Raw genomic sequence first — 20,292 nt, 5'->3', positions numbered from 1 at the left:
AAAGCCGCTTGCGCGGTGTTGGAGCTGGTTGCAAGGAGAAGCGAGTGCAACGATGTAGCGGATCGGTGGATCAACCGCATCGGGCCACGTTTCGGGTGACCCTTGGCGAACACAGCAAGCGCACAGTAGGACGGCCGCGACGGAAATGCAACGTTCCCTCCGCCCGGCGGGGTGCCCCATTCAGACTTTGTCGCGCCTGGCGGCTCCCTCCGGGTCGACCTCGACCCGGTCGCGGCCGGCGCGTTTGGCCCGGTACAGGGCCTCGTCGGCCAGGCGCAGCAGCCGGTCCCGCTCGGTTTGGCGGTCCGGGACAAACCCGGCCACGCCAATGCTGACGGTCACTCCGAGGGGGGAGTTGGCCACGACGGCGCGCAGGGTCTCGGCCCGTGCCCGCGCCTGGGCCAGGTCGACGCCCGGCAGCAGGAGAGAAAATTCCTCACCGCCGTAACGGGCCAGCAATTCGCGCTCCTCGTCGTGGTGCCGGCGCAGCAGTTGGGCCACCTGGCGCAGGGTCCGGTCGCCCTCGAGGTGGCCGCGCTCGTCGTTGAACTGTTTGAAGTGGTCCACGTCGATCATCAGCGCCGACAGCGGCTGGCCGTTGTCCATGCACCGGTTCCACTCGCGGCGCAGGCCCGTTTCCAGCACGCGGCGGTTGCAGATCCCGGTGAGGGGATCCTCGGTGGCCAGTTCGGTCAGCTGCCGGTTGGCGCTCTCCAGCGCGCGCGTGCGCTCGGCGATGCGCTGTTCCAGCTCCCGGTTGGCGGCCAGGTACTGGCGCGTGCGCAGCCGGCTGAGCAGGACGACCAGTCCGGTGACCAGCAGGACCGCGAGCACCGCCGCCAGCAGCCGGGCCCACCACGTCTCGTACCACAGTGGCAGGACTTCGAACTGCAGCACCAGCGGGCGGGCATCGCGGCCGCTACGGCTGCGCGCCTCCACCTCCAGCCGGTAGGTCCCGGCCGGCAACGGCCGGACGGCCAGCACCGCGTCGCCCCATGGGCTCCAATCCGGCGCCACGCCGGCCAGTCGATACCGGAACTGGGCGCCCGACTCCATGCTCACCATGGAAAACCGCAGGACCAGGCCGTGGCCCGCCGGCACCTGCAACAGGCGGCCCGGGCCGGGCAGCGGCAGGGGCACGAGCGCGGTGGTTGCGCCGCCAGTGGCGCCGGCCTCCGACCGGGTCGTCACGCGGCGCGCCGACAAGCTGTCCAACGTCACCTGCAGCGGCCGCGGCAACGAGACCTGTTCGGTCGGGTCGTACTGCACCAGCCCCTTCCAGGTGGAAATCCGCAGCACGCCGTCTGCGGTGACCCGGACGGTGCCGTAGCCGCCCGCGACCTCCGAGGACAGCAACACCTTTGTCCATGCGTCGCCCGGGCGCACGCGGTGCCAGAGCTCCCGCGACGTGAACGCGTAGGCCCCCATGGGCGTTTCGCGCACGGTCAACTCCTTCGGCCGGCCCACCAGCGCGAACGGCGCCTCGGTGAACGGTGCGAAGGCGCGTCCGTCCAAGGCGAAATCGCGCCCACCGACGACGACATGCACCTGCGCGTCCATCGCGTACACATTGCTCCCCTCGTCGGGATCCTCGTCGATGCCGTGCTCACGCCCGAAGACGGTCCGGTCGCGCAGGCGGCCGTTGGCGAGGTCCAGACGCCACCGCTGCGGTGCGCCGCGGGCATCGCCAAACCACAGTTCGCCCGGCGCCACTTCTTCCATGCCCCACGGGCTGAGGCCTTCCATGGGCAGTTCGCGCCAGAGCTGCCAACCCGATTTCGCCTCGCGCAGGAGGTATAGCGACTCCTCGCCGACCGCATACACCAGCGCGGGGTCGTAGCGCGACGCTTGCAGGGCATAGATCGCCGACTCGGTGCCCGCCACCACTACGGGGCGCGTGCTGCCCTTGCGCAGCAGCACGATGCCCTCGCGATGGCCGACAAGCAGATCCGACGGCGTGGCCACCATCGCGTAGCTTTCGTAGTCGACCCAGTCCTTGCGTGCGTAGTGGTACCCGCCCACGGCATCGCGGCTTAGTCGACCGATGCCCTGCGATGTGGCCAGCCACAAGGCGCCGTCAAACCACTCGAAGTCGTACACCCGGCCCTGCACGCCCTGGGCACTGCCAATCGCCGACCACGGGGACGGCATCGCCAACCGATGCAGACCGGCTTCGGTGGCCACCCACAGTCCATCCTCGCGGTCCGTCCCCAGCGCAAGCACGCCGAAGTTGCCCACGCGGATGCGCTGTCGCAGGGTCAGGTCGCGCTCATAGCGGAACAGCTCGCCGCCGTGCGTTCCGACCACCAGCGTCCCGTCGCGCAGCTCGACCGCCACGTAGGCGCCTTCGTTGGCAAACGCCGCCGGGCCTTGCGCGCCCAACCGCCGGATGCCCTTCGCGTCGGCACGGTAGAAGCCGTCCTCGCCCACCAGCAGGCGCCAGCCCTCCCGCGCGAACAGGTCCGACAGCGGGCGGCTGGCGAATTGCTCGCCGCCGGGCTCCAGCACGAATCGCCCATCCACGAAGCGGGAAAAGCCCTGCCCCTCGATACGGGTGTACAGGGTGTCGCCGTCGACATAGAACGCGCGGCTGTTCTTCGGCAGTGGCCACGTACGGCCACGTTCGCCGCGATAGGGCAGGAAGTGCAGGGCATGGTCGGACTGGAAGTAGACCCCGGTGGAGGTGGGCAGGACGGCCCACACCACGCCCACGTTGCGCTCCTTGCCTTGCAGGCCGGCCGCGGTCAGCAGCTCGCGGTACACCAGGCCGCCGCCGGTGGCCGGCGCCATCCAGCCAAACGTGTCGTAACTGCCTACATAGATGCGTCCATCGGCGCCCCGCGCGATGGTGCGGGCCGGTTGCTGGCCGGGCAGTTCGAAGAGTCGCCAACTCTCCCCGTCAAAGCGCAGCAGGCCGTCCAGGTTGCCCACCAGCAGGCGGCCTTCGGCATCGCTGGCCAGCGCCATGTGCCGGGGGGAGGCATCGAAATCGCCGGTCGAGAACTGTCGGGACATGGGTGCACCCGGCAGGCGTTCGGGCAACGCGCCCCGAACGGCGGTCGCGGCGGGAGCCGCGGCCAGCACTCCTCCGCACAGCCCGACCCACAGGGCCAGGCATGCTACCCACTGCTCAAACCGGTTCAACAACTCACGCCCCCTTCGTACCGCCGGCACCGCGCGCCGGGCTGGGCCACCGGGCCAGGCGTGGCGTCCTTGCCGCCCTCCCCGCTGGTTCAGTCACCCTGACCAAATCCCTCTGTACATGCAACGGCAGGCCGCCGCCGAGGTGAACCCCTCACCCGATAAGGTGACGTCCATCACACTTTTTCTGCGCCATCACCCCTGGGCCACCTGCCGCAGCGCGCGCTCAAACAATTCGACCGGCTGCCCGCCCTGGATCAGGTGCTGATCGTTGAGGATCACCGACGGCACCGCGCGGATCCCGCGTGACTGGTAGTGGGACTCCTGCGCCCGCACGCGCTCCGAAAAAGCCTCCGAGGCCAGGACCTCCTCGGCACCGGCGGCGTCCAGCCCGACCGAGGCCGCCACGTCCACCAGTACGGCACGCTGGGACACGTCACGACCGTCGGTGAAGTACGCGCGCAACAAGGCATGCTTGAGCGCGCGCGCCACCGCTGGGTCCTGCTCCCCGGCCCAATGCAGCAGCCGGTGGGCATCGAACGTGTTCACCACGCGCTCGCGCGAGCCGAACGTGAAGCCGACCTCGGCCCCGCGTTGGCGCAGCACCTCGCGGTTTTGTGCGAGTTGGGTGGCATCCAGGCCGTACTTGTGTGAGAGGTGCTCGTTGGCATCCTCGCCCTCGGGCGCCATCTGCGGGTTGAGCTCGAACGGCTGGAAATGCAGCTCCACGCGGACCGCGCCCTCCACGCGTGCAATCGCCTGCTCCAGCGCGTTGAGCCCGACCGCGCACCACGGGCAGGCCACGTCGGAGACAAAATCGATGCGAACGGTGGGTGTGTCGGTCATGGCGTGGTCCCGGGTACGGAGGCAGGCAGGGCGGAAAGGTTTGGCGCGGCTGGTACGTCGGCGTCCTGCTCCAGTTGCAGGCGCCACATCTGCGCATAGTGCTCGCCGCGGGCAAGCAACTGCACGTGCGTGCCACGCTCGATGATGCGGCCGGCGTCCATCACCAGAATCTCATCGGCGTCCATCACCGTGGACAGACGGTGCGCGATCACCAGCGTCGTGCGACCCACCGCGATGCGGTCCAGTTCGGCCTGGATCGCCTTCTCCGACTTGGAGTCCAGCGCGGAGGTCGCCTCGTCGAAAATCAGCACGGCGGGGTTCTTCAGCAACGCGCGGGCAATGGCCACGCGCTGCTTTTCGCCACCGGACAGCTTGAGCCCGCGCTCGCCCACTTCGGTTTCGTACCCGTCGGGCAACGACACGATCAGGTCGTGGATGTGCGCGGCACGCGCCACCTGCTCCACCTCCTCGCGCGTGGCGTCGGGGCGGCCGTAGAGGATGTTGTAGTAGATGGTGTCGTTGAACAGCACCGTGTCCTGCGGAACGATGCCTATCGCCGCGCGCACGCTGCCCTGGGTGTAGTCGCGGATATCGCGGGAATGTCCCACCTCGTCGGTGATGGTGATCCCGCCGCTGTCGACGTCGTAGAAGCGGTACAGCAGCCGCGCCAGCGTCGACTTGCCCGAGCCGGAATGTCCCACCACCGCCACCGTGCCACCGGGTGGGATCTGGAAGCTGACTTCGCGCAGGATCTGCCGGCGCGGGTCGTAGCCAAAGCCCACCTGCTCGAAGGCGACGCGCGGCTGGCGCGTGCGCAGCGGCTCCGCGCCGGGGCGGTCCTGCACGTCCTGGCGCTCGTCCAGCAGTCCGAACAGGCGCTCCAGGTTGGTGAAGGCCTGCTTGATCTCGCGGTACATCATGCCCAGCAGGTTGAGCGGGGCCGACAACTGCAGCAGGAAGGCGTTGACCGCGACCAGGTCGCCCACGGTCATGGTGCCGGCCACCACGCCGGCCGCGGCGCGCCACATCATCGCGCTCACGCCGACGGCGACGATGGCCGTCTGCCCCAGGTTGAGCACCGCCAGCGTCTTGCGCGCCATCACCTGGGCCTCCTCCAGGTGGACCAGGTTGGCGTCGTAGCGCCGCGCCTCGTGCTCCTCGTTGCCGAAGTACTTGACCGTCTCGTAGTTGAGCAGCGAGTCCACGGCGCGCTCGTTGGCGCGGGTGTCGGCCTCGACCGAGGCGCGGTAGTAGCGCGTGCGCCAGTCGGTGACGGCAAAGGTGAACGCGGCGTACGCCGCCAGCGTCACCAACACGATCACAGCGAAGCCGGCGTCGTACGCCACCGTTAGCAGCACGGTCACGAGCACCACTTCCAGCAGCGTGGGCAGGATGGTGTAGACCGTCCAGTCGAGCAGGTCGGTGATGCCGGTGCCGCCGCGCTCCACGTCGCGGGCCACGCCGCCGGTGCGGCGCGACAGGTGGAAGCGCAACGACAGCGCATGCAGGTGACGAAACACCTGCAGCGTCACCCGGCGCGAGACGCGTGCCATGACCCGTGCGAACACCACCTGGCGCAGTTCGGTGAACAGCGTGACCGACACGCGCGACGCGCCATAGGCCACCAGCAGCGCCACCGGCAATACCAGCAGCGAGGGCTCCACGCCAAGGCTGTCGACCAGGCGCTTGAGCACCAGCGGCACGGCCAGGTTGGACAGCTTGGCGGCCACCACCAAGGCCAAGGCCAGCGCAATGCGTCCGGTGAAGGGCTTCAGGTAAGGCAACAGCGCGCGCAGCACCTGCGCTTCGCTACGGGCATGGACGGCCTTGGCGACCGGCATGACATCGGCTGTTGCCGTCGCGGTGTCGTCGGCGGCAGGCGGGGTAGGAGGGGGATTCATGTCCCCGATGTTGCGCTCTTCCGGACCGATTCCAAGTCCCAGATGTACTACTGGCGGCGCAGCAGGGGATACGGATTGATCGCGGTGCCCTGCCACCAGCGCCGCTCGGGCCCCAGTTCGAACACCGCAAAGTGCAGGTGCGGGGCCGCCGGGTCGGCGTTGCCCGTGCTGCCCACATAGCCAATCACATCCCCCCGGCGCAGCGCCTGCTTCTCCGCGAGGCCCGGTGCGTAGGCCTGCAGGTGCGCGTAGTAGTAGGCATAGCGCCCGCCGGGTTCGAATTGGTACACGGTCAAGCCGCCGGCGACGCTGGTGAACAGCTTCTCGACCGTGCCGTCGGCCACGGCCAGGACCGGGGTGCCGGCCGGGGCCATGATGTCGATGGCCTCATGGCTTCGGCCTTGGGCGCGTGCATCGCCAAACGTGTCCTGCAGCTGGGGGGCCAACACGCCGCGCACGGGGATCAGCAATGGGGTGGCCGAAGTAATTTGAATGGCGGTCGAGCGCGGACCGGCCGCGGGCATCACGGGCACAGGGGTCGCTGCCACCCCCGCCCGGGCATCGGCCGCCGTGATCGGCGGCGATGGCGTGGCCACACGCGCGGAGGAATTCGATGGCGGATGCGCGGTGGTGGCGCTTTGCGGTTTCACCGATGAAGCCGTGCCGGCCGGTGCAGGCGGCGGGGGCCGCACGTCGGGCGCGCCCGCGTGCCGCACCACCATGAAATACAGCAGGTTCGCCCCCGCCAGCAGGCCCGCCAGGAACAACAGCACACCGCGCACGAGACCTCGCTGGCGCTGGCGCGCGGTCGCACGTGTTCCCGCCCGGGCCCTCGCGCGGCTCATTCCTGCAACAGCGCGGGCGTGCCTGCTGCGACGGCGGCGGCCACCTCACGCGCACTCCAGTTGGTCAGACGAATGCACCCGTGCGACTGGGTCTTGCCGATGCGCGAGGGCTCGGGCGTGCCGTGGATGCCGTAATGCTCCTTCGACAGGTCGATCCAGACCACGCCCACCGGATTGTTGGGCCCTGCCGGCACCTTGGCCTTGGCGTGCGACGGGTCGGCATCCCAGAACAGCTTCGGGTTGTAGTGGAAGACCGGGTCGGGGGCGACGCCGTTGATCTTCCACTGGCCCACCGGCAACGGGTCGTGATCGCTACCGGTGGAGGCGGGGAACTGCGCGTAGACCTTGCCCGCGGCATCCAGCAGCGCGACGGTGGATTCGGAGCGGTCCACCACCACGGACGCCGCCTTCGTCAAGGCGGGAACGTCGAGCACATTGGGCACCACGATCGTCTCGCCCGCGGCGAAGGTGGCACCGGGGTTGAGCCGCTGCAGCAACGCGGGCGCCACGCGGAAGCGCTCGCCCAGGGCTTCGGTAACGCCGGCGTACCCCAGGCGGGCCCGCTTGGACTTCTCCATCATGTCGGACGGCACCGGTGCGAAAGGACCTTCCACGTCGTCCGCCGACAGCGCGTACAGCACGGTGGCCGACGCGCTGTCGGCGTTCAATGCGGTCCAAGTCGCCGGGTTTAGCGCGCCATCGTCCGGCAGGCCCCGGGCGCGCTGGAATGCGGCGATCGCACGACGGGTGTTGGATCCGGTGACGCCGTCGATTTCGCCGGTCGCGAAGTGCGCGCGCTCCAGCAATACCTGTGCGCGCAACAGGCTGTCGGGGGCAATGCGGGCCTTGGCATCGGCAGATTCGCGCGTCGGCGTGCGCGTGGGCTGTGCTGCCGGCGTAGGGATCGCAATGCCATCGCCCGATGCCGGCGGCACGGGGCGGGATTGCGATGGAGGTGCCGCCTGACCGGTACCAACAACCTCCGGTACCACAGGTGTTGGAGCCGGGGGCGGCGTAGCTTGAGACTTTTCGGAACGCGCGGTGGGATTGGATTGCGCCATGACGTACAACCCCAGCGGCAACAGCGCCACGCCCACCACCGTGGCCACCACCCGACCCAATACCTTGCCCGATCCGCGCATGCCCGTTCGTCCCTCGTTTGTCATGTGAGGGATGCTGGACAGCGCGGTGCCGCCAACACGTGAAATGTCGCGATCAGCGGCATCGGTGTTCAGACCGGGTTTGGGAAACGCGGCATCCGCGGTTCAGGCCGTTCCCCAAGTTCCCATCCCGAGGCGGGGAGCGTCCCTCAAGCCAGAACGGCGACCGCCGTCAAGAATTTCGGATCCGGTGCGCACCAAGTACTGGATCGGACCGCCGGACGCCGTACCATCAACCTTCCCATCGCCAGGACCGCACCCAAGGGGACCCATGAAACGCCTATTGATCGCAGCATCGATCGCCTTCCTGATCGCGGGCTCGACCGCGGCCTTCGCCGGCGGCCCCAAGGGCCACGGACACGGCCATGGCAACGGCCACCCGCCGGGCAAGCACAAGGGCCACCACAAGGAATACAAGCGTGGCGGGCACATCGAGCGTGATTACCTCGCCAGCCGGTATTACGTGGATCACCACGCTCACCACCTCGCGGCGCCGCCGCCGGGCCACCGCTGGGTGCACCATCCGGATGGGCGTTACATCCTGGTAGCCGTGGCGACGGGCATCATTGCCGACATCCTGTTGCACCACTGAGCAGCCAGCACGGCACACACGAAGGGCGGCCCCAGGGCCGCCCTTCTGCGTTTTGGGGCGACACGCATGCCGCCGCCGGCGCCATCCAATCTCGGCGGATGAGACGCCGTGGGCCGACACTGGCCGCCTCCTCGTCAGGGAGACCCCCGGGGCGGCGCGCGGACTGGGCCCGTCGCGCCGCCCCGGTTTTTGCCCTTGTCGATTGCTGCGTGGTCGATGACCCGAGCGGGTATGCTGTGCGCCCCCGGGCCTGACGCCCGCGGTGCATCAAAGGAGCCTTCCATGAGCGATACCCCTCCCGACCGCCTGTCCAACGACCCGCGCAGCAAGTTCCACGACGCCGCCCTGCTGGAGCGCGGCATCGGCATCCGTTTCAACGGGCAGGAGCGCACCAACGTCGAGGAGTACTGCGTCAGCGAAGGCTGGATCCGCAGCGCCGTGGGTCGCGCACTGGACCGCCGTGGCCAGCCGATGACCATCAAGATCAAGGGCAAGGTCGAGCCGTACTTCCGCGATTCGGCCGACTGAAACCGGCTCAGTGCGTGGGCGCCTTGCGCGCCGCCGCACGTTCCCGCAGGGCCGCAGGTTCGCGGCCGTCGCGGGGCCATCCAGCCCCGCGGCTCACATCGGCTTCATGCAGTTCACCATCCACGGCTTTCCGTAGCGGTCCACCAGCATGCCCCAGCGGTGCGCCCAGAAGGTTTCCTGGAGGGGCATGGTGGCATTGCCACCCTCCAGCAGCGCGGCGAACACGCGCTCGGCATCATCGGGGGTGTCGACGGAAATATTGATCACGGTGCCGGCACCGGGCGCCACGTCCACCTGCGGGCCGTCGCCGCCCATCAGCAGCACGCCGCTGCCTTCGATCTGCGCGTGCATGATCCAGTCCTTCTGACTGGCATCGCATTCCTCGGCCATCGGCGACTCGCCGTAGGTCATGGCGAAGGCCACTGGCACCCCCAGGGCCTTGGCGTAGAACTCAAAGGCCTCGCGGCATTGGCCGGTGAACATCATGTACGGGTTGATCTGCATGGCCGTGGCTCCTTGCGGGGGATCAGTGGGCCTGGACGACGCGCGCGCCAGCCCTCCTATCCATCACGCAATCCGGCGATGAAATCGGCACCGCGATGGGCCGACACCCTTCACAGGAGCGACGCGGCCCCTGCCGCGTAGTCCGGGTGCACGGCGGCCCACCCAGCAACGGCGCGGTACCGCGCCTACAGCTGCGACTTGAGCGGCAGGATGAACCGCTCGGCAAACTTCTCCTTCCACGGACGCTGCTGCCAACGCTCGTAGGTATAGCGCACCGACGGCTTGAGGTCCTGCTCGAACACCTCGGTCATGCGCTCGGCAAACCCAGGGTCGTACACATTGAGGCTCGCCTCGTCGTTGAGCCGGAACGAGCGCACGTCGAAGTTGGTGGAGCCCACCGAGACCATGTTGCGGTCCACGATCAGCAGCTTGTTGTGCATCATCGTCGGCTGGTACTCGTGGATCTCCACGCCGGCCAACAGCAACTCACCCCAGTGCGCCTTGGAGGCCAGGCGCACGGTGGCGGAGTCGATATGCTTGCCCGGCAGCAGCACGCGGATGCGCACGCCGCGATGCCGGGCCGCGATGAGCGCCTTCATGATCAACTCGTCGGGCACGAAGTACGCCGCCTGCAGGTCGATGCTTTCCACGGCCGCGGCAATGGCCATCAGGTACATCAGGTGCATGCTTTCGCTGCCGCCCGCGGGCGACGCGATGAACAGGTGCGCATCCATGTCGCCGGCCTGCGTCAGCGCCGGAAAATAGGCATCACCGTTGAGCACCTCGCCGGTGGTCTTGATCCAGTTGTCGTTGAAGGCGGCCTGGAACTGCGCCACTGCGGGCCCTTCCAGACGGAAGTGCAGGTCGCGCCAATGATCGGGGTCTTGCGCGTGGCCACTCCACTGGTCGGCGATGCCGACGCCGCCGGTGAAACCCACCTTGCCGTCCACCACCAGCAGCTTGCGGTGCGTACGGTTGTTGAGCCGGCCCAGGTTGTACCACTTGAGCGGACGGTAGTGCTTCACCTCGACGCCGGAGCGCTCCATCTGCGTGAGCAGGTCGCCTTCCATCTTGATGCTGCCGACCCAATCCACCACCACGTGCACCTTGACGCCGGCGCGCGCCCGCTCGGACAACGCGTCAGCAAACTGCTTGCCGACCTCGCCCGACCAATAGATGTAGGTTTCAAAGGTGATGGTGCGGCGTGCGGAGCGGATCGCGTCCAGCATCGCCGGGAAGATCTGCTCGCCGTTCTCCAGGTCGACGACGCGGTTTCCCGGCAGGATCGAAGGGCCCAGCAGTACCGACATTTCACGTCGGAACTGCGGATCGGCCACGCCGTAGCGGTGCAGGATGCGACGCTCCAGCTTCTTTTCGGGCGTCGTGAAGTTCATCGCCAGCACGACGGCCAGTACGGTGACCACCACGGTGATGAGAATCGTCCACATGCGGCGTCGGCTCCAGCGGGGCATGGTGATATGCGTTGGCATCGGAGATCGGCAGCTTAACGGGGGCCGCGTGACCTCCTCTTCACGTGGTTTCAACGCAAGCCACGCTCTTCGCGCGGCTGCGCACGCCGGTCGCGCAACAGTGCGCTGCCCACGATCGCCACGCCGAGCGCGGCCGCCAGCAGGAACATCACCAGGGCGAGTGCCGGGTAGCCAAACAGGCGGCTGTCGGTTTCCACCCGCATCAGCATCACGCTGCCCAGGATCAGCGACGCGGTGATGATGCCAGCGCTGATGCGGTTGGCGATTTTCTGCAGGTTTTCCATCAGGCGCGATTCTTCGAGCCCGGTCAGGCGCACCTGCATCCGGTTCTCGGCCAGCAGGCCGAGGATGTCGGACACCTTGCGCGGCGCGCCGCGCACCAGCGAGTGCACCTCCATGGCCTCCGACGCCAGGCTCGCCAATGACAGCGACTTGCGCATGCGCTCGCGCATCACGTGGTCCAGGTGTTCCTCGACCACGCGCTTCACGTCAAGGTGCGGGTCCAATGCCTGGCTGACCGCCTCGAGGTTCAGCAGCGTCTTGCCCAACAGGCTCAACTCCGGTGGCACGCGCAATCCGCACGACGTGGCAAGGACCGTCACGTCCAGCACCAGGCGTCCTTCCGACTGGCTGCTGCGTGCACTGGCCGTGGCATAACGAGCCACGCGTTGACCGATCTCGCGGACGAAGCGTTCCGCATCGAAGTCTTCCAGGCGGGTGCCCATGGCGATCACGTCCTGCGCCACGTCCTCGCCACGCCCGTCAACCGCGGCGAACAGCAGCTTGAGCAACTGGTCGCGGCGGCGCGGCGGCACGTGGGCGACCATGCCCAGGTCGAGCAGCGCCAGCCGCCCATCGTTTGTGAGCAGCACGTTGCCCGGATGGGGATCGGCGTGGATCTCGCCATGGACGAACATCTGGTCCAGGTAGCCACGCATCAGCGCGCCGGCCAGCTCGCCCAGTGGGGCCTCCGTGCGTCGCAGGCCACCGACGTTGGTGACCTTGATGCCATCCACCAGTTCCATGGTGAGCACGTTGTTGCGGGTCAGGTCCCAGACCGGCCGCGGCACGAACAGCGTGGGATACGCCTCCAGGTGGTCGTGGAATCGCTGCAGGTTTTCCGCTTCGATGCAGTAGTCCAGCTCACGCAGCAGCGTTTTGCCGAACTCCGACACCCAGTCGGCAAAGTGCACGCGCCGTCCGAGGTCCGTGAATCGGTCGGCCTTGCCGGCCAGTGCGGCCAGCGCCTGCAGGTCGGCCTGGATGCCGGCGGAGATGCCCGGGCGCTGCACCTTGACGGCCACGCGCCGCCCATCGCGCAGCGTCGCGGCGTGCACCTGGCCGATGGAGGCGGCGCCCAACGGCATCTCCTCAAACTCGGCGAACACCTTGCCCAGCCGTGCGCCCAGCGAGGCTTCCACGGCATCGCGCACCACGGGGAACGGCAGTGGCTGCACATCGTCCTGCATCCGTTGCAGGGCCATCAGGTAATCCGGCGGCACCATGTCCGGGCGCGTGGAGAGCGCCTGCCCGATCTTCACGAAGGTGGGGCCGAGCGCTTCCAGGTCAGTCACGAAGACCTCTGGTCCCAGTTCGCCATCGCCGGCACCTGCGGGCACGCCATCCGGTGGCAACTCCAACCCGGTGAACACGCCTGCGGCGCGGTGTTTGAACAGGAAGCCGACGATCTGCGCGGTGCGGGCCAGGCCCTGGGGCTGCGGATCCATGGGGGACTCTCGATTGGGCGGATGAAAGGGGCCGTGGCCACGTCCTGTGGCGGGCAGAAACAACGCTGGCCCTCAACGGGCCAGCGTCACTTCAGGGTTGGGGCGTCCTGCCCCGACGATGGACGCTTAGCGGCCGTCGCGGTCGGCATCACCCGGCATGGCGCGCTCGATGTAGTGCCAGCCGTCACGCACGGCGCCCTTGGCTTCGGTCCAGGCCAGGCGCGATTCGGCGCGCGACTCGTCCCACTCACGCGCCAGCTTGTCTTCGACATCTTCGAAGCGCTGGCCGCGGTACTTGTCGTAGTTCTGGTAGCCGTACTGGTAGGCCGGGGCGTAATCGTTCCAGCTGCGGTCGGCGTTGTAGTACGAAGTGGTGGTGTAGTTCTTCTGGAAGTGGTCGGTGTACTCGGTCGGGTTCACCGCTTCGGCGATGGCACCACCAGTCTTGGCGCCGGCAATCGCGCCCACCACGGCACCGACGGCGGTGCCCACCGGACCACCGATGGCAGTGCCCGCGACGGCACCCGCAATGGCGCCAGCGCCCGCGCCAGTACCTTCACCGATGCTGTGATCCTTCTTGATATCAGACATGTCGTTTGCTCCGAGGTGTGGGGAATACGGCGCGTTGGCCGTGGACACACCTTGGACTGGCGCCGGTCGAGAACGGGTGAAACAAACGCGATCGATGTGTGATGGTTTACCTGTGCGTACGCAAGGTGATGTGCATCTTCACTCTGACGCCACGCCTGCCAACGCGAGTACCCACCTCGGCACAACGGGCTCGCCGGCATAGAAGTCCTTGGACCGACTTTCCGCCATCGCCCAGCGATGCAGCCAACTCGGGCCAAAACGCCCGGTGTAACCGTCTTCGCGTGCGTAAGCGGGATCGCGCAGCGCTTCTTCCAACGTGATGGTGCTATAACCCCGTCGACGCACGGCCGCCACCAACTCCGCAAACGTGGCGGCATTCAGCTCGTTGGCATGCAACAGCCACACCTGGGGCAAGGCGTACCCAAGCAGTTTCTGCGATTGCTGCTCGAAGTAATCCACCTTGTTGAGCATGTACGGCACGTACCCCCGCTCCAGCTGCCGCAGCGTGGCCGCGCGCGCCGGGGTGTCGGCTTGGCCGTCGAGGACGTTGGCGTACGCGAAGGCCCACACCCATTCACCGTTATCCACGGTCACCGGCGCGATGCGATATCCATGCGCCGCGAGGAACGTGGCCAGGGCGGCCTTGTCCTCAGGCGTGCGCCCCGCACGCAGGTAGGGATGGCGGAACCAGCGCGGCGCAGTGCCCCGTTGCGCCAACAGCGGTTTGAGCACGCGCTCGCCGCGCAGGATGTCGGCGCGGTAGGCCTCCAGGCCCACCGCATGCAGGTCCACATGGCCATGCGTGTGATTGCCCAGTTCCGCGCCCGCGTCCAGCCAATCGCGGAGCATGGCCACGCGCTCGGGCTGGAGTGCGCCCTCGTCTTCAAGCTTGCCCTCATTCACGAAGCCCACCACCGGCGCATTGGCGCGACGCAACTGCGCGATCAGTCGTGCATGGCGTTCGGGCAGCGCCGCCGGCGAGGTCTGCGCCATGCGCTGCCAGGGCAAATCGTCGATCGTGATGGCAATGCGCCGATCGCTGTCGGCGGCACCCGCCAGGAGTGGCCAGCCGAGCAACATCGCGAGCACCAGTGTCCATCGCATCCGCACCTTCTCCCCTCCGTGGCCACGCCTGTTCAGTGAAGGGGAGAGGTTAACCCGCCGCGCGTGCGCAGGCGCTGCCGTGCCGTCGCAAAATAGGCGTGGCCGTGTGTCCACCGGCACTGCCGCTGCCACGGATACCGGTCACCCGCCACAGGGGTCCAGCTTCGCGCAGGACAAGACCATGAATTGCACCGTTCTCCTTCACGCCAGTCTCGCCAGCGCAGCGCTGTTGGCGACCGCCCTGCCCACGTGGGCCGGCAAGTCCGACGCCAAGCCAGACGACCCGGCCCTGATGCGCAGTGCCATGAGCGCCGCTCCAGCCAAAGTGGCCGCGGGCGCCGCCCTGGTCGCCATGCAGGCAGACGGCAGCATGCGCACGCTGCGCGCCGGCAGCAACGGCTTCACCTGCATGCCCGACAATCCGGCGACGCCCGGCCCTGACCCGATGTGCATGGATGCCAACGCACTGGAGTGGGCACATGCGTGGATCGGGCGCACGCCCCCTGTCCGAGGCAAAGTCGGCTTCATGTACATGCTCGAGGGCGGCACCGACGCCAGCAACACCGACCCGTACGCCACCCAGCCCACGGCTGGCAACCACTGGGTCAAAACCGGCCCGCACGTGATGATCGTGGGTGCCGACCCCGCGTTCTATGCGCTCTACCCGCGCGATGCCGACCCGGATACGTCGGTGCCCTACGTGATGTGGCCCGATACGCCCTACGAGCACCTGATGATCCCGGTGAAGTGACGCTGTCGACAGCGGCGCCGGTCGAGACGCCCGGTGCCGTCATTGCATGGCTGTCGCTCAGTCCTCTTCGTTGCCGATGACCTTGCCGGTCTTCGGACCGATGGTGCGTCCTGGTCGGTGCCACCGCCCGCGTGGCATCGATAAGGGCGTTCATCCCAGCGAAAAAAAGATCACCGCCAAGTGACGAAAAGTGGCGCAAACGGCGCGCTTTTCCCTGCTGGGTTCAGGTGGCAGCGAGGAAGTTCATTTCGGGCATCATCCGCGCGGCGCTAGCGTCGCGGCCATGGACACCACGACCTCTTTTCACGAACGATCCCGCACCCGCATGGCGTTGCTGGGCACTGCACTCCTCGTCTTCGGATTGGCCGCCAGTCTCGGCGTGCGCGCTTCCGACACCGACATCGAGCTGCCAACCGGCGCTTACCAGTGGAGCGCCGACATTCCCGAAGACGGCCCCACGGTGATCGTGGTCAGCCTGCCCGAGCAGCGCCTGCACGTGTATCGCAACGGGCGCCGCGTCGCGCAGTCCAGCATCAGCAGCGGCAAGCCGGGGAAGGAAACGCCGACCGGTGTTTTTCCGATCCTGGAAAAGAAGCGCAAGCACCGCTCCAATCTCTACAACGACGCGCCCATGCCGTTCATGCAGCGGCTGACCTGGGATGGCATTGCCCTGCACGCCGGGCACATTCCCGGCTATCCCGCCTCGCACGGCTGCATCCGCTTGCCGCATGAATTTGCCGAGCGGCTGTTCGCGATGACCGAGCGCGACAACACCCTGGTCGTGGTGGCCGATGACAGCACCTACGACGCCAGCGTGACCCGGCCGGGCGATCGGGTGCCGGTGGACGCGTGGACCGGCGCATCACTGGCCGATCGGCGCCTGGTCGATCGCGACGCAGGCGGCCAGACGTTGGGCGCGCGCGATTGAGCCCATCCTGCGGTTATCACCGTGTGCAGCGGCCGCACGGCGCACGTTCACGCGATCCTAACGCATTGATTTTACGTGTGAAATTCAGCCGATGTGCAGTCGGGCGTGACTAGGTTCGACGCACACGCCGCGTTGCGGCATTCCCCCAGAAAGGAGACACCCATGCGTAACAAGACCCTGCTCGCCTTCGCCATCGCGGCCAGCCTCGCCACCCCACTCGCCTTCGCGCAGGGCCGTGGCGCGGGCGGCCCGCCGGCTGGCGTCGGCGCGATTGGCGGCGCCGCCAGCGCCCGCATCAGTGACCGCGCGTCCATCGGCGTCGATACCGCCAGCCGCGCTGCCATGCAGCGCACCGCCGACCGCGATACCCGCACCCAGTTCGGTGCCGAGCAGAAGACGACGGTGCAGGCGCTCCAGAACCAGACCGCCATCGACGCCAAGGCCAAGACCAACGCCACCGTCGAGGTCGACACCAAGGCCAATGCCAACGCCACCTTCGGCCAGGACACCGCGGTCCGCGCCAAGCTGCAGCAGGATGCCGACGTGGAAACCCGCAGCACCTTCGGCGCTACGCAGTCCACCGCAGCCAAGGCCAAGAACGACACGACCGTCGACGGCGACGACAGCACCGACGACTGAGTCAATCACCATGGGATGCCCCTCCGGGGGCGTCCTGCTTTTCACGCCGCACACCCCTGACGCGGAGCACGATGGCAAGATCCGGCGTTGCGCTCACGGCGCACGTCAGGACGGCGACCCCGGGCAGTATGACCGCGTCCGGACCGCCTGCTTTCGAGGACCCGCACCATGCCAGGCCAGATCCAACAGAACCGCCACCGCAACCGCCCCCAGAACGACCCGGAACTGCACCGCGACCTGCAAAAACTGGGGCCCGACCCGGAAAAGGAACAGGAAGCACTGGAGCCCCTGATGCCCGGCCATGCCCCCGAGCCGGACCGCCAGGTCCCGGAAGACTGACGCGACGCCTTACGGGCTGAACTCGCGCTCCACCACCAGCACGCGCGCCTCGCCGCGGGGCCGGGCGCTGTGCTCCAGGCCATCCTCGCCAAAGAAGATGTCTCCGCTGTTCAGCGTAATCACCGACTCCACGCCGCCTTGGCGCACGTGCATGTCGACCACCCCGTCGAGCACCACGAACAGTTCATCGCCGTCATTGGCGTGCCAGGGGTAGGTGCTGTCCGTCCAATGCAGGCACGCGGTCACCTTGTCCACGCGCGCCACCTCACATGACCCCCAGGCCCTATCGGCCTTGAACCCGCCGCTGCGCAGCACCTTCATGGGGCCACCGCCTGCACGCCTGCCGGCAGGGTGAAACGTGCGGCCAGCGGCTGTCCGTCGCGCTCGCGGTCCCAGGTCAACGCGGCAATGCGCCAGCCCTCGGGCGTGTGGACCAGCTGCAGCGAGTTCGCACCGCGGGCATACGGGGCATCGCCAAGGGCCCGCCGGGCCTCGTACACACTCCATACGTGCAGCACGTTGCCGTAACCGCTCTGCTCACGGTGCAGTTCGGTTTCGAAGAAGCCGCGCCCGGCGAACACGCGCTCATTGAGGGCTGCGAACGCCGCCACATCCATCAGTTGCACCTCCACGCCTTTACCTTCCTGTGCGGTGGTGACGCCGATCCGGGCGTCCGGCACAAACAGGCGGGCGAAGGCAGTCCAGTCGCGGGGCGCATCCGCCGCACCGGAGACGCCGGCATACAGGCCGGCGATGACGTCATCGACCGTGCGCGGCAACGCCGCCGGTGCACCTGCCGATGTGGGGGACAGCGCCCGCGCGGAAGCGACCGACGGCGTCGCATGCAGGACATTCGGGGCCGCGACCGAGGTGCCGGCCAGGGTGGCGGCCAACAGGGCCATGAAACGACAGCAGTGGGACATGGGACGGTCCTCGCTTGGAAGGTGTGCGCATTCTGCGGACCGTCCGCGCCGTTGATAATCCACCTGAACGTGGCAACATTGTTTCCATACAGGCACCAATCACGGCATATGCGACTCACCGAACGACTGGCCGACATGGCGATATTCGCGCAGGTGGTCGAGGACGGCGGCTTCACCGCGGCCGCGCGGCACCTGGGCCTGTCGAAGGCGGCCGTGAGCAAGGCCGTGGTGCGCCTGGAGAACCACCTCGGCGAGCGCCTGCTGCAGCGTACGACCCGCCGCGTCCAGCCCACCGAGGTGGGCCGCACCTTCCACGAGTACTGCCAGGCCATCGTCCAACAGGCCGATGCCGCCGAGCAGCACCTGGGCCAGTTGCACGACGAGCCGGCCGGGATGTTGCGCATCACCGCGCCGCTCAGCTTTGGCGTTGCGCAAGTGGCGTCCACCCTGCCCGCGCTGCTGGCCCGCCACCCGCGGCTGCAGGTGGCGCTTTCGCTCGACGATGGCGTGCGCGACCTGGTGGCCGACCGGTTGGACTTGGCGCTGCGGGCCGGGCCACTCCCGGACTCGGGGCTGGTGGCTCGCCACGTGGGCGACGTGCGCGCCAGCGTCGTCGCCTCTCCCGGCTACCTGCAGGTGCACGGCACCCCCACGACACCGGCCGACCTCGCGCGCCATGCCTGCCTGCGCTACGACGAGCACACGCGCACCTGGACGTTCGGGCGCGGCGAGCCGGTGCCCATCGGCCGCGGCCTCGCCATCAACAGCACGCTGGCGCAGTGGCACGCGGCACGCAACGGTGGCGGGCTGGCGATGCTGTCCGACTACCTGACCCAGGCCGATGTCGAAGCGGGCGCCCTGGTGCGCGTGCTCAGCCACCACGCCGTGGCCCCGGTGCCGGTGTTCGCCGTGCACCCGTACACCCGCCACGTCCCGGCCAAGGTCCGTGCAGCCATCGCGTACTTCAGCGAGGTGTTCGCGCAAACGCTGCACTGATCGCCGCGCTCATCGCCCGGTCACGGGCCCTGGCCTAGCCTCGGCGCATGGCCACCGAACGAAAGCGCGTGAATCCCCCGCAGCGCCAGCGCCGTCAGCCCGGGCGCCAGCGCGCCATGCACCCGGCGCCCGTCACCATCCGCGACGACTACGCCGGCAGCAGCAAGTTGGAGGGCAAGGTCGCGCTGATCACCGGCGGCGACAGTGGCATCGGGCGCGCGGTGGCCGTTCACTTCGCCCGCGAAGGCGCAGACGTGGCCATCGCCTACCTGGACGAACACGCCGACGCCGAGGAAACCGTGCGTCTGGTCGAAGCCGAGGGCCGGCGTTGCGTCGCGTACCGCGGCGACCTTGGGCGCGCCGCGCACTGCGCTTCGGTGGTGGCGCGCACGGTAAAGGCCCTCGGCCGGCTGGACGTGCTGGTCAACAACCATGCCGAGCAGCACATGGCCGACCCACCGGAAGCACTCACCCCGGCCCGCGTGCGCAAGACGTTCGAGACCAACGTGTTCTCGTTCTTCCACCTCGTGGACGCCGCCTTGCCGCACCTCAAGAAGGGCAGCAGCATCCTCAACACCGCCTCGGTCGTCGCTGCGCGCGGGCACGACGTGCTGATCGACTACGCCGCCAGCAAGGGCGCGGTCCAGGCCCTGACCTTCTCGCTGGCCAAGGCGCTGGCCAAGCGGGGCATTCGGGTGAACGCCGTCGCGCCGGGCCCGATCTGGACGCCGTTGATCCCCGCCAGCTTCACCCCCAAGCGCGTGGCCGAGTTTGGCTCGGACACGCTGATGCAACGCCCCGGCCAGCCGGCCGAAGTGGCCCCGGCCTACGTGTTCCTCGCGAGCGCCGACGGCAGCTACATCACCGGGCAGGTCATCCACGTCAACGGCGGCACGCACATCGCGGCCTGAGCGGGGGCCGACGCACCAGGGTCGCCCAGCACCTCCCGGCCCCGCCGCCCGGGCCGTGCGCGCCGCGTTTCGTCGGCCCCTCCCCGGATTCGTCGCATGGCGCCCCCTCGCGCCAGCGACCGGGGCTATGCTCCGCGGCAATCCCACTCCGGCTGCCGCTCCCGTGTTCAAGAGCATCCTGTTCGTCCTGCGCATCGCCCTGGCTTGGTTCATTGCCACCATGATCGCGGTGGGCATCCTGGAGCAGCTGCCGGTCATCGGCCGCCTCGACTGGCTGTTCGCCATCGCCGCGATGCTGACCATGGCGCTGGTCGTGGCCGGTGCGCTGTCGCACCTGGGCCGCGTCAAGCTGATCGCCGGCCACATCAACGATGGC

20 protein-coding genes are annotated in these 20,292 nt (G+C 68.3%); 8 read left to right on the top strand and 12 right to left on the bottom strand.

What is annotated here, in order from left to right; genetic code table 11:
* Positions 1–180 precede the first annotated feature (180 nt).
* From ACYVBS_RS11340 to ACYVBS_RS11320, 5 genes are all read right to left on the bottom strand, one after another.
* Positions 181–3,015: a diguanylate cyclase gene (locus ACYVBS_RS11340; protein WP_460823735.1), complete on the bottom strand. Its 2,835-nt coding sequence runs from the start codon at positions 3,013–3,015 to the stop codon at positions 181–183.
* Between the two features lie 321 nt (positions 3,016–3,336).
* The gene (locus tag ACYVBS_RS11335; RefSeq protein ID WP_460823734.1) at positions 3,337–3,987 is read right to left on the bottom strand and encodes a DsbA family oxidoreductase; all 651 of its coding nucleotides are present in this window, start codon (positions 3,985–3,987) and stop codon (positions 3,337–3,339) included.
* Positions 3,984–5,888 carry an ABCB family ABC transporter ATP-binding protein/permease gene (locus tag ACYVBS_RS11330; RefSeq protein WP_460823733.1) on the bottom strand — a complete coding sequence of 635 codons (1,905 nt, stop codon included), beginning with the start codon at positions 5,886–5,888 and terminating at the stop codon, positions 3,984–3,986. Before ACYVBS_RS11330 ends, ACYVBS_RS11335 begins: the two co-directional genes overlap by 4 nt.
* Before the next feature lie 47 nt (positions 5,889–5,935).
* On the bottom strand, positions 5,936–6,670 hold the full coding sequence (locus tag ACYVBS_RS11325) for a M23 family metallopeptidase (RefSeq protein ID WP_460823731.1): 735 nt from the start codon (positions 6,668–6,670) through the stop codon (positions 5,936–5,938).
* A 59-nt stretch (positions 6,671–6,729) separates the two neighbouring features.
* A complete protein-coding gene (locus tag ACYVBS_RS11320; RefSeq protein WP_460823730.1) occupies positions 6,730–7,875 on the bottom strand; it encodes a L,D-transpeptidase family protein in 1,146 nt (381 codons plus the stop codon).
* Between the two features lie 289 nt (positions 7,876–8,164).
* Here ACYVBS_RS11320 and ACYVBS_RS11315 point away from each other — a divergent pair, with 289 nt between their 5' ends.
* Together ACYVBS_RS11315 and ACYVBS_RS11310 are read left to right on the top strand one after the other, a co-directional pair.
* Positions 8,165–8,485 (top strand): RcnB family protein, encoded by a 321-nt coding sequence (locus tag ACYVBS_RS11315; protein WP_460823728.1) that lies wholly within the window; start codon positions 8,165–8,167, stop codon positions 8,483–8,485.
* Between the two features lie 282 nt (positions 8,486–8,767).
* Positions 8,768–9,013, top strand: coding sequence for a DUF3297 family protein (locus tag ACYVBS_RS11310; protein WP_460823726.1), 246 nt, complete (start codon positions 8,768–8,770; stop codon positions 9,011–9,013).
* Positions 9,014–9,106: 93 nt separating this feature from the next.
* Here ACYVBS_RS11310 and ACYVBS_RS11305 read toward each other — a convergent pair whose 3' ends face one another.
* The 5 genes from ACYVBS_RS11305 to ACYVBS_RS11285 form a co-directional block, all read right to left on the bottom strand.
* Entirely contained in the window at positions 9,107–9,517 is a 411-nt protein-coding gene (locus ACYVBS_RS11305; RefSeq protein WP_460823724.1) for a VOC family protein, read from the bottom strand.
* A 185-nt stretch (positions 9,518–9,702) separates the two neighbouring features.
* Positions 9,703–10,989, bottom strand: a complete 1,287-nt coding sequence (locus tag ACYVBS_RS11300; RefSeq protein ID WP_460823723.1) for a phospholipase D-like domain-containing protein — start codon at positions 10,987–10,989, stop codon at positions 9,703–9,705.
* Between the two features lie 68 nt (positions 10,990–11,057).
* Positions 11,058–12,734 (bottom strand): ABC1 kinase family protein, encoded by a 1,677-nt coding sequence (locus ACYVBS_RS11295; RefSeq protein WP_460823722.1) that lies wholly within the window; start codon positions 12,732–12,734, stop codon positions 11,058–11,060.
* A gap of 126 nt (positions 12,735–12,860) precedes the next feature.
* A complete protein-coding gene (locus tag ACYVBS_RS11290; protein ID WP_460823721.1) occupies positions 12,861–13,325 on the bottom strand; it encodes a hypothetical protein in 465 nt (154 codons plus the stop codon).
* Positions 13,326–13,463: 138 nt separating this feature from the next.
* Positions 13,464–14,429 (bottom strand): polysaccharide deacetylase family protein, encoded by a 966-nt coding sequence (locus tag ACYVBS_RS11285; protein WP_460823719.1) that lies wholly within the window; start codon positions 14,427–14,429, stop codon positions 13,464–13,466.
* 181 nt (positions 14,430–14,610) lie between these two features.
* Here ACYVBS_RS11285 and ACYVBS_RS11280 point away from each other — a divergent pair, with 181 nt between their 5' ends.
* The 4 genes from ACYVBS_RS11280 (at position 14,611) to ACYVBS_RS11265 (ending at position 17,086) form a co-directional block, all read left to right on the top strand.
* On the top strand, positions 14,611–15,180 hold the full coding sequence (locus tag ACYVBS_RS11280) for a hypothetical protein (protein WP_460823718.1): 570 nt from the start codon (positions 14,611–14,613) through the stop codon (positions 15,178–15,180).
* A 325-nt stretch (positions 15,181–15,505) separates the two neighbouring features.
* On the top strand, positions 15,506–16,108 hold the full coding sequence (locus tag ACYVBS_RS11275) for a L,D-transpeptidase family protein (RefSeq protein ID WP_460823717.1): 603 nt from the start codon (positions 15,506–15,508) through the stop codon (positions 16,106–16,108).
* A gap of 162 nt (positions 16,109–16,270) precedes the next feature.
* Entirely contained in the window at positions 16,271–16,747 is a 477-nt protein-coding gene (locus ACYVBS_RS11270; protein WP_460823716.1) for a hypothetical protein, read from the top strand.
* A gap of 168 nt (positions 16,748–16,915) precedes the next feature.
* Positions 16,916–17,086, top strand: coding sequence for a hypothetical protein (locus ACYVBS_RS11265; protein WP_460823715.1), 171 nt, complete (start codon positions 16,916–16,918; stop codon positions 17,084–17,086).
* A 9-nt stretch (positions 17,087–17,095) separates the two neighbouring features.
* Here ACYVBS_RS11265 and ACYVBS_RS11260 read toward each other — a convergent pair whose 3' ends face one another.
* Both ACYVBS_RS11260 and ACYVBS_RS11255 read right to left on the bottom strand, forming a co-directional pair.
* Complete coding sequence (locus ACYVBS_RS11260; RefSeq protein ID WP_460823713.1) at positions 17,096–17,407, bottom strand: cupin domain-containing protein; 312 nt, start codon at positions 17,405–17,407, stop codon at positions 17,096–17,098.
* Positions 17,404–18,009 carry a hypothetical protein gene (locus ACYVBS_RS11255; RefSeq protein WP_460823712.1) on the bottom strand — a complete coding sequence of 202 codons (606 nt, stop codon included), beginning with the start codon at positions 18,007–18,009 and terminating at the stop codon, positions 17,404–17,406. The genes ACYVBS_RS11260 and ACYVBS_RS11255 overlap by 4 nt, the downstream gene beginning before the upstream one ends.
* 108 nt (positions 18,010–18,117) lie before the next feature.
* On the opposite strand from ACYVBS_RS11255, the gene ACYVBS_RS11250 reads away from it, so the two are divergent.
* The gene (locus tag ACYVBS_RS11250; RefSeq protein WP_460823710.1) at positions 18,118–19,005 is read left to right on the top strand and encodes a LysR family transcriptional regulator; all 888 of its coding nucleotides are present in this window, start codon (positions 18,118–18,120) and stop codon (positions 19,003–19,005) included.
* A 47-nt stretch (positions 19,006–19,052) separates the two neighbouring features.
* The gene (locus ACYVBS_RS11245) at positions 19,053–19,916 is read left to right on the top strand and encodes an SDR family oxidoreductase (RefSeq protein ID WP_460823709.1); all 864 of its coding nucleotides are present in this window, start codon (positions 19,053–19,055) and stop codon (positions 19,914–19,916) included.
* Positions 19,917–20,292 lie beyond the last annotated feature (376 nt).

This window comes from Lysobacter olei (genome assembly GCF_054777355.1).
Note: the sequence above shows the minus strand (reverse complement) of the source record. Positions and strands in the feature narration are given on the sequence as shown.

Coding starts and splice junctions, on each gene's coding strand:
- ACYVBS_RS11320 (WP_460823730.1), bottom strand. CDS start 7,875: ATGCGCGGATCGGGCAAGGTATTGGGTCGGGTGGTGGCCACGGTGGTG.
- ACYVBS_RS11295 (WP_460823722.1), bottom strand. CDS start 12,734: ATGGATCCGCAGCCCCAGGGCCTGGCCCGCACCGCGCAGATCGTCGGC.
- ACYVBS_RS11335 (WP_460823734.1), bottom strand. CDS start 3,987: ATGACCGACACACCCACCGTTCGCATCGATTTTGTCTCCGACGTGGCC.
- ACYVBS_RS11250 (WP_460823710.1), top strand. CDS start 18,118: ATGCGACTCACCGAACGACTGGCCGACATGGCGATATTCGCGCAGGTG.
- ACYVBS_RS11245 (WP_460823709.1), top strand. CDS start 19,053: ATGGCCACCGAACGAAAGCGCGTGAATCCCCCGCAGCGCCAGCGCCGT.
- ACYVBS_RS11305 (WP_460823724.1), bottom strand. CDS start 9,517: ATGCAGATCAACCCGTACATGATGTTCACCGGCCAATGCCGCGAGGCC.
- ACYVBS_RS11260 (WP_460823713.1), bottom strand. CDS start 17,407: ATGAAGGTGCTGCGCAGCGGCGGGTTCAAGGCCGATAGGGCCTGGGGG.
- ACYVBS_RS11340 (WP_460823735.1), bottom strand. CDS start 3,015: ATGTCCCGACAGTTCTCGACCGGCGATTTCGATGCCTCCCCCCGGCAC.
- ACYVBS_RS11280 (WP_460823718.1), top strand. CDS start 14,611: ATGAATTGCACCGTTCTCCTTCACGCCAGTCTCGCCAGCGCAGCGCTG.
- ACYVBS_RS11255 (WP_460823712.1), bottom strand. CDS start 18,009: ATGTCCCACTGCTGTCGTTTCATGGCCCTGTTGGCCGCCACCCTGGCC.
- ACYVBS_RS11310 (WP_460823726.1), top strand. CDS start 8,768: ATGAGCGATACCCCTCCCGACCGCCTGTCCAACGACCCGCGCAGCAAG.
- ACYVBS_RS11315 (WP_460823728.1), top strand. CDS start 8,165: ATGAAACGCCTATTGATCGCAGCATCGATCGCCTTCCTGATCGCGGGC.
- ACYVBS_RS11300 (WP_460823723.1), bottom strand. CDS start 10,989: ATGCCCCGCTGGAGCCGACGCCGCATGTGGACGATTCTCATCACCGTG.
- ACYVBS_RS11290 (WP_460823721.1), bottom strand. CDS start 13,325: ATGTCTGATATCAAGAAGGATCACAGCATCGGTGAAGGTACTGGCGCG.
- ACYVBS_RS11330 (WP_460823733.1), bottom strand. CDS start 5,888: ATGAATCCCCCTCCTACCCCGCCTGCCGCCGACGACACCGCGACGGCA.
- ACYVBS_RS11265 (WP_460823715.1), top strand. CDS start 16,916: ATGCCAGGCCAGATCCAACAGAACCGCCACCGCAACCGCCCCCAGAAC.
- ACYVBS_RS11285 (WP_460823719.1), bottom strand. CDS start 14,429: ATGCGATGGACACTGGTGCTCGCGATGTTGCTCGGCTGGCCACTCCTG.
- ACYVBS_RS11275 (WP_460823717.1), top strand. CDS start 15,506: ATGGCGTTGCTGGGCACTGCACTCCTCGTCTTCGGATTGGCCGCCAGT.
- ACYVBS_RS11270 (WP_460823716.1), top strand. CDS start 16,271: ATGCGTAACAAGACCCTGCTCGCCTTCGCCATCGCGGCCAGCCTCGCC.